Source organism: Peribacillus folii, from assembly GCF_030271255.1.
GTDB lineage: Bacteria > Bacillota > Bacilli > Bacillales > DSM-1321 > Peribacillus.
In genome coordinates this window covers 1-7,508 of record NZ_JASJOM010000025.1, presented here as the reverse complement: position 1 = coordinate 7,508, position 7,508 = coordinate 1, and the positions used below count along the sequence as shown (strand labels likewise).

Below are 7,508 nucleotides of genomic sequence, written 5' to 3'. Positions count from 1 at the left end.
ACGTTGGCGCTTTGTTTTGTTCAGTTTTCAAAGAGCAATCATCGCAATCGCCTCACTCGGCAGCTTGCTTATTTATCATACCACACTGCTGATTAGTTGTCAACTTCTGCGAAGTTTTTAACTTATTTTAAATCGCTGTGTTTCTCAGCGACCATTTCATCTTATCATTTTCATAGTAAGAAGTCAACAGTTATTTTCTCTTTCAGTAATCTACCAAAAGCTGATGGAATTTTGTTATGTTTTCTTGGTGCTTATTTATATTAATCCTATTCCGTCCTAAAGTCAACTGGTTTTTCATGAAACTTTTCAATCAATAATATAATGTCTTTATAGGGGCTATACATGCAGTTCGGAGCGGCTAAGGCATCACGCAACTTTCATATACGTTCCATTCCGATTCCCATGTTCATATCGCGGTTTGTCCTGCCTTCTCTTTTTCCAAATATTAAAAAATATTTTTTACAATTTTACTTTCTTGTACTATAATAAATTTATTTTAAAAATTTCAGGATAGGCTTTTAATCATTATAAAAATAGTTGGGAGAGGGATTTATAGATGATTAATAAAAACACATCTTTGAGGATGCAAAGTATCGTTTTTATTGGCTTTATGGGCGTTGGGAAAACGACGATCGGCCAAAAGGTCGCTCAGAAGCTTTACAGGGACTTTGTGGATATAGATCGGGAGATTGAAAAGGAATTCAATATGCCCACTACAGAAATTTTCAAAACGCATGGGGAAAAAGTTTTCCGCGAAAAAGAAAAAAGCATGATAGATTCCTTCAGTAAACAACAGTTGAAAATAATCTCCGTCGGAGGCGGCGCATTTTTACAAGAAGATATAAGGAATATTTGTTTGTCCAATTGCATTGTCTTCTACCTTGATTTATCCTGGGACTATTGGAAAGAAAGAATAGGATTGCTGATAGATAGCAGACCGGTTCTACAAAGCAGGACCCTTGAAGAAATCGAAGAGCTTTTTTACACCAGGCAGGAGATATACTCCTACCATCATTCAAAAGTAAATACGAATGACCTTGATGTGGATGAAGTGGCCGACTTTATAGTCGACTCGCTAAAAGTGGCCTGGGATATTTATGAACCGCTTAAATAAGTCCCAGTCCATCCAAACGAAATGCTTCGGATAAAGAATGATAGAACAGATGAAAAGGATACAGCGGCCGTTATCTCTGTAAGCTAATCATCTTTTCATTATTCTTTATTAGGACGACTCCCTGACAATCAATTCAGGAGTCAATATGATCCTCTGCTGTTCACGCTTGATTTTCTCCATTTGCTGGTACAAAAGATTCGCCGCTTCTTTTCCCGTACGTCTAGGAAATGAGGAAATGGTCGTTAAAGGAGGATGATAGATCTCAGCTACTGGAACATTATCGAAACCTACGATATCTATATCTTTTCCAGGAGTGAATCCTTTCATCCTTAATCCTTGCATGACACCGAAGGCAATTAAGTCGCTGAAGCAAAAAATGGCAGTTGGCGGTTCGGGATTTTCAAGCACCTTCAATACAGCCTCCAATCCACCTTCGCGTGTAGGGGCACTATTTATCATTAACGCTTCATCGACCTCCAGTCCCGCTCTTGAAAGGGCATCACGATACCCCTCCATTCTCTCGACCCATGTAGATGATTCCCTGATGCCGCCAAGCAGTGCAATTCTTTCGTGGCCTTTCTCAATAAGATAATCGACGGCAATTCGGGCACCCTCTGGATAATTGATACCTACATAATCACTTTTCACCCCAGGCAATTCCCTAACCGCAAGGACCATTGGCGTGTCAATATCATTTAAACGCGCCACGGTTTCTTCTGTGCTTTCCGAGACAGGACACAGAATTAACCCCCCCACCCTATGTTCGAGCATGGTTGAAAGCAGATGGTCTTGCTTGGAAACGGAATCGAATGTAGTCCCCAGTAACACCGTATAACCGACTTCATCCAACGCGTCATGAACACCGATCAAGAACTCCGAAAAAAAGGTGTTTGATATGTCCGTAATGATGATACCGACAGTATCTGAACTTTGCGATCTAAGATTTGCTGCGACTCTGTCGTATACATAGCCCAATTCCTGCATCGATTGTAAGACCTTTTTTCTTGTCGCATCCGATATCCGCGGATTATTACGTACGATTAGGGACGCGGTGGAAGTGGACACTCCCGCATGCTCCGCTACCTGTTGCAATGTGACTCGGCCTTTTTTGGATTGCTTCATAGTTCCATCACCATCTTGAATGTATTTTTAGTGTATATATTATTATCATATTCTTACTATAATAATAATATAGTTACTTCCATTAGCATACCCTTCCTTTTAGAACATGTTTTTTCAAAGGACGATTCAGCAAACATTACCCATGCCTGCCAATCATCTCAGGCTTAGTCAATTTTTTATATCGATAATTAACGAATGCTGCAGCAAGGATGCCTAAAGTTGCAATAAAACAATCGAAGAAAAATATATGTGATATATCCCCCGCCTTGGCAATCATCCCTGTTGCAATCGGCAGGATGACACTTGCCAAACTGGAAGCTGTCGCGACGATACCTGTGACTGTTCCTTTTTTCCTCCAGAAGAGTTCAGACATTATGGCAATGGATAACTGAAAAATCCCCGCCGTTGAAGCGCCTAGAAAAAAGGAGGTGATACTAAGGACGATAGGTGAATGAACCGTTAAGATGATGATGACTGTAAGTAACGTTATCATTGGGTATAGTAAGATCACCGTCACGGGCTTAATCCATTTGTTTAATAAAATGGACAATAACAGGACGGATATGAGGGATCCTACACTATAATAGCTCAATAATTTAATCGAACCCGAATGGGACATGTGTGCCACTTCTTGACCGAAACTGGGTAACCAAATTTGTGAAACCGTAAATAATGCAGTCGAAGTAAACCCTATTATGATCAACGCGAGTCCTTCCTTCCAGAATTCAGGCTCGGTTATAAAACGGTGCCTTTGGAAATCATCTACATCACTGACAGAATCCGATTCGCTTTTCGGAAATGAAGCAGTAAGCATAAGAAGCATGTTGACGAAATAGATCACAGCAGGAATTAAAAAGGCAAAGCCATAAAATAAATGATTGTTGGCTAGAAATAAGATGATGAAAGGCAAGATGGTGGCACCGAGCGATCCAAAAGCCTTTACCATGACACTGGCTGAGCCAGCCGATTCAGGAAACATTTCCGATAATGCCGGATAGGTACCAGCATCCATGGCTGAGTTGGATACTCCCGCTAACAAGGCAAACACAAACGCCATTTCATATGTGGGGGAATACGGAATCCCAAGCAAAAAAACTCCCATTAAGATCGAGGAGATAATGATTAATGGCTTCCTGCCGAATTTATCGGACAGTACCCCCGAGAGCCCATACGTAAGTAATCTCCCCACCCCTATTGCAGCAATGAGATAACTGATGCCTGTGGAATCCGTATTCCATTGTTCGGTTAATGAGGACATGTTTGAGGCAAGGATTATATTTACCATCCCTAGTAAAAAATAATTCATATACATGCCTGATGCCGCTTTATAATACTGATTTTTCATTATTACACCCCTAAATAAATCGCAATGATGTTACTCCCCTAATTTCTCAAACCTAAAAGTATTGAGTCTCCCCTATATGATAACCATTTAACTGAAAAAGACTTTCAAAAAAAAATGCTAAGAAATCCAAGGAATTCGCTCCCTGTATTTCTTAGCTTCGAGGTTTATCACAATCATTTACCGTAAGTGCATGGCGACACTGCAAGTTTCAAAACCTCTAATACGATGATGGAGGACAATCCCAAAAGTGAAAGCTCCTTATTCTGCAAACAATTGTTCTTTAATGTAATCGACTGGCATCTGTTGCCCTGTCCATAATTCAAAGGCCAACGCACCCTGCCAAAGCATCATTCCAAGGCCATTGATGGCAGTAGCGCCAGCAGCTTCTGCTTGTTCCATCAGTTTGGATTTACGCGGAATATAAACAACATCGGTCACGATTAAATCAGGACGCAGCATGGATTCATCTTGAATGACACTTAATCCTTCAAGTGGTTTCATGCCAACACCTGTACCATTTGCTAAAATATCACTGCTTAATATTTCTTTTCTCAATTGGTCAACATTTTCAAGAGGATATACGTTAGCTTTCACATTTAAATGCTTCATATCTTCATTGATGATTCGTACATTCTCCTCTGCTTGGGGGAAGAACGCATCATCACGAGCAAATATGCTGATTTCAGCTATTCCCTCCAATGCTGATTGGATTGCTATAGGGGTAGCAGCCCCGCCAGAACCGATAAGTGTCATTTTCTTTCCTTTAATATCTATGCCATGTTCTTTCAGGTTCCGGGTATAACCCATTCCATCCGTACTGTGACCGACGAATTTCCCGTCTACATTAACAACCGTATTCACAGCTCCGGAGAATTTAGCACTATCGGCCAATTCATCAAGGTATGGAAGGATTTTCATTTTATTTGGCATGGACACGTTAAACCCCTTTACATTTAACGCGCGCATTCCTTTCACAGCATCTTCCAGCTTTTCATTTCCTACTTCAAACGCTAAATAAGCGCAATTCAATCCCAATTTATCAAAAGCCATATTATGCATGGCCGGTGATAAAGAATGTCCAATAGGCGTTGCAAGTAAACCGACCAATTCTGTTTTCCCGTTAATTCGTGCTAAATTTTCCATGTTCGATTCCCCCTGTTGTATATATTGATATGTGTATATAAATTCCTTCTTGGAAGAAATTTGATGAGTTAAATATTTTGATCAATGATTTCCAATACACTTCTTAATTGACTCACTGGAATTTGTCCAGGTGCAGATGCTTCTTTCCCCGCACCAAAGGTACAAGCAGATCCAAACACCGCACCCGCTAAACGACTGACCAGGCCGGTGCCCGACATGGACATCGTGATGAATGGCCGGTCGGCATACTTCGTTTTCATAGTATGGGTGGCATCCAATAAAACAAGTAAATCGCCAACACTTTGGGGCATTACTGCGATTTTTGGAATATGAGCCCCAAGCTCCTGCATCTTACGCAATCGGTAAATGATTTCTTCCTTTTCAGGAGTCTTATCGAAATCATGATTACACATAATTACATGGACCCCGTTATCTTCCGCAAGCTTCACAGTCTCTTTTACTGCCGCTTCTTCAAAAAACAACTCTACATCAACAAGGTCGATAGCCTTTGTTTTGATGGCTGTGTGAAGCAGCCTAAAATAAAGATCCTCAGTGATTTCCTTGTTTCCGCCTTCTTTATGGCTTCTGAAAGTGAAAAGGAGCAGGGTACTCGGTAATGCAAGCTTAAGCTTGGCAATCATTTGTGCAACGGCCTCCAAGTTTTCAACCTGTTCATAGACATCTGCTCGCCATTCAATGATATCCGGTGCTAGTGAATTTACCGTTTCAACTTCTTTAAGCAGCTCTTCCTCTGTTGTCCCCATTAGTGGAACGATAATCTTTGGAACTCCTTCGCCGATCGTTACGTCTTTGATGGTGATGGTTTGCATGGATTTTTTCCCCCTTTAATCATTACGACTGTTAAGCGATGATGTACCGGACTCGTTATTTAGCTGGAACCTTAATTACTTTTTTATATCGATAGGCAACAAATACGGCCAAGATGATGCTGATTATCGCAATGGCAACATCAAACAAGAAGACAGCAGTCAAACCAGCGCTCTTGGAAATGATTCCTGTAACGAAAGGAATGACGATAAACGCTGAGCTTGCCGCAATGTTTACATAAGAAGTTATTGTCCCTTTTTTCGCTGGGAAAAACTCAGTAATTATAGTCATGGCCAATTGGAACACTCCTGCAGTTGAAAGCCCAATGAAGAAAGCGCTCAAAACAGTCATGAATGGTTGCTGGATATATATGAGTGATAATAAAGATAGTGCTGCTATGATTGGATAGATGATCATGACTGTTATTGGTTTTATCACCTTGTTCAATAGAACTGCCAATAAAATGACGGATACAAGGGATCCAATGCTATAGTAACTAAGCAATTGTACAGCTTTTGAAGATGTTAGACCCAATACTTCTTGTCCGAAATTCGGAAGCCACACTTGGACAAGCATGAATAAAGCTGTTGATGTGAATCCTAAAAGGATGACCGCCAATCCTTCCTGAGCGAACTTAGGCTTTGAAAGAAACTGGTATTGAACTGCTGAAGCTTGTACTTCTTCTTGGTTTTCAACCGGTGCTTTATGGTTCGGGAATGAAACCTTAAGCAAGAAAAATCCATTAACGAGATATACAGCAGCCATTAAGAAAAATGTATATCCATAAAACATGTCCCTGGCGATGAAAAATGCCATGATGAATGGAAGCAGTGCCGCCCCGACGGAAACGAACGCTTTTATTAATACAGTAGCAGAGCCCGCTTTCTTTTGAAACGCTTCAATTAATGCCGGATACGTACCCGCGTCTAAAAATGAGTTGGCAATACCAGCACAAATGGCGAAAATGAAGGCTAACGTATAGCTTGGGGCCAAAGGTATGCCCACGAGGAAAATTAAATAAATAAAAGAAGCCGCAACGACAAATGGTTTCCTTCCTAATTTATCCGACAATCTACCGGCAAAAAACAATGAAACCAACTTACCAATTCCAATTGCTGATACCAAGTAACTAATTCCTGAAGCACTTGTATTCAATTGCTGTGATAAATTTTCCATGTTCGACCCGATGATGATATTGATCATACCTAAAATAAAATAGCTTATATATAAACCTGTTGCCATTTTAATAAATGGATTTTTCATGAAACACACCCCTATAATAGTTATTAAAATGTAATTTGATCCTTAAACCGTTCAGAAGTTTTCCCCTTGCCCCATATAATGAATTCAGGAAACAAATTACGGTGATTAAAACAATAAACTATATTTCGCTAACATTGGTAGATCGTTCTACCAAAGCAATAAAAGTAAGTATATCGTTCTACTAAACTCTTGCACATCTAGTATATCGTTCCACTAAACTAATGAACCAGTACATCGTTCTACAAATGTGCAAGGAATGACGATTTCACCAACAACTATCACTCGTTAACTTTTTAAGTATATCGTTCTACCTGTGCTATTATACTGCTCTAATTTCATTGTGTCAAACCTGTGAAATTGGCCTCGATAAAATTCTATACTCCTCATTTTACATTTGATGATCTCTCTGTATTCCGCTTTGTCATGCATTATCCTGCCATAGAATAAGCGTTCAAGCATATTCCTCCTTTAGGATTTGCCAATAAATCCTCAACAGAACTTACTGTTTCCAGATTATAAATGAATTTCCACTCAACTAAAATAAATGGAAGGCACCTATTTCATACCGAATTATGCAACCATATGGGTTTGGGACAAATTGTTTGGTGTCTAGGACGAATTCTTTCCTTAGTCAAATTTGAGTCTTGTTTGTCCTTATCCAATCCCTACAAAGACCAAAAAAAGACCAGCCGG

General features: G+C 40.0%; 6 protein-coding genes. 1 reads left to right on the top strand and 5 read right to left on the bottom strand.

The annotated features are described in order from the left end of the window. The first annotated feature begins 556 nt into the window (after positions 1-556). The gene (locus tag QNI08_RS22290) at positions 557-1,114 is read left to right on the top strand and encodes a shikimate kinase (protein WP_285769535.1); all 558 of its coding nucleotides are present in this window, start codon (positions 557-559) and stop codon (positions 1,112-1,114) included. Positions 1,115-1,222: 108 nt separating this feature from the next. Here the strand turns inward: QNI08_RS22290 and QNI08_RS22285 are convergent, their stop codons facing one another. The 5 genes from QNI08_RS22285 to QNI08_RS22265 form a co-directional block, all read right to left on the bottom strand. Beyond that, positions 1,223-2,236, bottom strand: a complete 1,014-nt coding sequence (locus QNI08_RS22285) for a LacI family DNA-binding transcriptional regulator (protein ID WP_285769534.1) — start codon at positions 2,234-2,236, stop codon at positions 1,223-1,225. 136 nt (positions 2,237-2,372) lie between these two features. After that, positions 2,373-3,581 (bottom strand): MFS transporter, encoded by a 1,209-nt coding sequence (locus QNI08_RS22280; RefSeq protein WP_285769533.1) that lies wholly within the window; start codon positions 3,579-3,581, stop codon positions 2,373-2,375. A 258-nt stretch (positions 3,582-3,839) separates the two neighbouring features. Then, positions 3,840-4,724 (bottom strand): shikimate dehydrogenase, encoded by an 885-nt coding sequence (locus QNI08_RS22275; protein ID WP_285769532.1) that lies wholly within the window; start codon positions 4,722-4,724, stop codon positions 3,840-3,842. A gap of 68 nt (positions 4,725-4,792) precedes the next feature. Next, positions 4,793-5,554 carry a type I 3-dehydroquinate dehydratase gene (gene aroD / locus QNI08_RS22270; protein ID WP_285769531.1) on the bottom strand — a complete coding sequence of 254 codons (762 nt, stop codon included), beginning with the start codon at positions 5,552-5,554 and terminating at the stop codon, positions 4,793-4,795. A 55-nt stretch (positions 5,555-5,609) separates the two neighbouring features. Next, positions 5,610-6,815, bottom strand: coding sequence for an MFS transporter (locus tag QNI08_RS22265; protein WP_285769530.1), 1,206 nt, complete (start codon positions 6,813-6,815; stop codon positions 5,610-5,612). Between the last annotated feature and the right edge of the window lie 693 nt (positions 6,816-7,508).

Coding starts and splice junctions, on each gene's coding strand:
- QNI08_RS22290 (WP_285769535.1), top strand. CDS start 557: ATGATTAATAAAAACACATCTTTGAGGATGCAAAGTATCGTTTTTATT.
- QNI08_RS22285 (WP_285769534.1), bottom strand. CDS start 2,236: ATGAAGCAATCCAAAAAAGGCCGAGTCACATTGCAACAGGTAGCGGAG.
- QNI08_RS22280 (WP_285769533.1), bottom strand. CDS start 3,581: ATGAAAAATCAGTATTATAAAGCGGCATCAGGCATGTATATGAATTAT.
- QNI08_RS22275 (WP_285769532.1), bottom strand. CDS start 4,724: ATGGAAAATTTAGCACGAATTAACGGGAAAACAGAATTGGTCGGTTTA.
- aroD (WP_285769531.1), bottom strand. CDS start 5,554: ATGCAAACCATCACCATCAAAGACGTAACGATCGGCGAAGGAGTTCCA.
- QNI08_RS22265 (WP_285769530.1), bottom strand. CDS start 6,815: ATGAAAAATCCATTTATTAAAATGGCAACAGGTTTATATATAAGCTAT.